This window comes from Rhizobacter sp. (genome assembly GCF_031412495.1).
Taxonomy (GTDB): domain Bacteria; phylum Pseudomonadota; class Gammaproteobacteria; order Burkholderiales; family Burkholderiaceae_C; genus Schlegelella_A.
Genome location: NZ_JANODC010000442.1, coordinates 1 through 1,866 on the forward strand (window position 1 = coordinate 1; position 1,866 = coordinate 1,866).

At 69.7% G+C, this 1,866-nt stretch carries 3 protein-coding genes; 1 reads left to right on the forward strand and 2 read right to left on the reverse strand.

Translation table 11 applies throughout. The features are described 5' to 3' along the window. Positions 1-76 precede the first annotated feature (76 nt). Together AC30N0_RS16465 and AC30N0_RS16470 are read right to left on the reverse strand one after the other, a co-directional pair. Positions 77-547, reverse strand: a complete 471-nt coding sequence (locus AC30N0_RS16465; protein WP_489518981.1) for a DUF6152 family protein — start codon at positions 545-547, stop codon at positions 77-79. A gap of 27 nt (positions 548-574) precedes the next feature. Then, positions 575-991: a hypothetical protein gene (locus AC30N0_RS16470; RefSeq protein ID WP_489518982.1), complete on the reverse strand. Its 417-nt coding sequence runs from the start codon at positions 989-991 to the stop codon at positions 575-577. 49 nt (positions 992-1,040) lie between these two features. Here AC30N0_RS16470 and AC30N0_RS16475 point away from each other — a divergent pair, with 49 nt between their 5' ends. Further along, complete coding sequence (locus tag AC30N0_RS16475; RefSeq protein ID WP_489518983.1) at positions 1,041-1,856, forward strand: phosphate/phosphite/phosphonate ABC transporter substrate-binding protein; 816 nt, start codon at positions 1,041-1,043, stop codon at positions 1,854-1,856. Positions 1,857-1,866: the final 10 nt, after the last annotated feature.

Genomic DNA, 1,866 nt, shown 5'->3' on the forward strand with positions numbered 1-1,866 from the left:
CGCGCACTCGCACGCCGACGTCGCCGCCACCGTGAAGGCGGCGGCCGAGAGCCTGCGCGCCTGAGCCGGCACCGGCTCAGGCCGGCGACGAACGCAGGCCGTAGACCTTGCCGTCGACGAACAGGTACTCCGCGCGCAGCACGGCTTCGCCCTTCTCGCCCGGCAGCGTGTAGCCGATCACCGCCACCCCCTGCCCCGGCTTGATCTCGGCCACCTTCCACGCCTCCATGCGGGTCAGCGGCGCGAGCTCGATCTCCCAGACGCGGTCGCGGCGGGTCGGGGCGCGCGCGGCGGCGAAGATCTTCGCGCCGTCGATGCCGGCCGACTGCGCCGGCGGCGTGCGTCTCGCCAGGTCCGAGGGAACACGCATTTCGGGGCCGACCTGCAGCATGAACTCGGCATGCGGGTTGCGCCACGACACCTTGTCGGCTCGCCCTTCGAGATAGAGCGGCTTGTCCAGGTCGAAGCTGCTCCAGCCGTGGTGCGCGAACGCGCGCAAGGGGAGCAAGCCGGTCGCGCCGAGGGCGAGGCAGTGGCGACGGAGCATGGGGACGGACCTCCTCTTGATTTCGGATCAGCGGTAGGCGATCCAGCGACCGCAGATGATGACGCCGATCCAAAGCCCCAGCGAAACCGCGGTCTGGACCCGGGCCCAGCGGCCGGGCCGCGCCAGCGCGCCGCGGCCATGGAACCACAGCGCGTTCAGGCCGGCAAGAAGGAGCAGGCCCATCTTGAGAAGGAAGGCCTGGTTGGCGATCAGTTCCGTGGCCTGCGCCGCGAACATGATCGAGCCGGTGGTCGCGGCCAGGCAAAAGCCGCCCGCGGTGACGGGCAGCGCCAGCCGCCCGAGCGCCCGCGCATCGATGGCGCGGCCGACACCCCAGACGCGCAGCTCGAAGACGACCAGGCTGCCGACGAGCAGGGCGATGCCGAAGATATGCGCCGCTTCGAGTGCGGGATACACGAATGGCGCGGTCACGATCCAGTTCATCGCGAAATTGTCTTGCACAATGATTCATCGACATGCTGGAGATCGCTCGATGAAGACCGCCTCGATCCGCGTCCTCGCGGCCCTGGTGCTCGCCTGGTCCGCCGGCGCCGCGCAGGCCCTCGTCTTCGCCGTCAACGAAGGCGTGACGTACCGCGTGACCAACGACGAGATCCGGGCCCGGTACGCGGCGCTCTCGAGCGACCTCGGCAGGATCCTCAAGCAGCCGGTCACCGTCGAGCCCATCGCCGACTATCCGACCCTGCGCAAGGGCCTCGCCGCGCGCGAGTACGACCTCGCCTTCGTCCACCCCGCGCACCTCTCGATGCTGGCCATCCGCGACTCCGGCTACCGGCTGCTCGCGGTGACCAAGGGCTATCAGAACTACACCGCCAACTTCCTGGTCCGGGCCGACTCGCGCTACCAGGCCATGACCGACCTCAAGGGCGCCAGCATCGGCGCCCCCGACGAGGACTCGATCACCTCGTGGATGGTCCGTGCGACCTTGCGCGACACCTTCGGCGCCGGCCAGCAGGTCCGCTACGTCTACACCCGCTACCAGGACGCGGTGCCGTTCTTCGTCGAGACCCACCTGACGAACGCCGGCGCGACGGCGGCCAACGCGGTGGTCAAGGGCTGGCAGGCCAAGGGCGGCCGCATCCTCGGCAAGTCGCGGCCGGTGCCGATCAAGCACATGCTCGCCGGCGCCTCGCTCACCGCCGAGCAGGTGCAGAAGGTGCGCGAGTACCTCGTCGGCCTCGACGCCTCGGAAGAGGGCCGGAAGAAGCTCGAGCCGATCAAGTACGAGGGCTTCGCGGCCTTCGACGAAGGCGCGATGCTGGCCATCGGCAAGTGGCTCGGCCTCTGACCGGGCATTC

Coding starts and splice junctions, on each gene's coding strand:
- AC30N0_RS16475 (WP_489518983.1), top strand. CDS start 1,041: ATGAAGACCGCCTCGATCCGCGTCCTCGCGGCCCTGGTGCTCGCCTGG.
- AC30N0_RS16465 (WP_489518981.1), bottom strand. CDS start 547: ATGCTCCGTCGCCACTGCCTCGCCCTCGGCGCGACCGGCTTGCTCCCC.
- AC30N0_RS16470 (WP_489518982.1), bottom strand. CDS start 991: ATGAACTGGATCGTGACCGCGCCATTCGTGTATCCCGCACTCGAAGCG.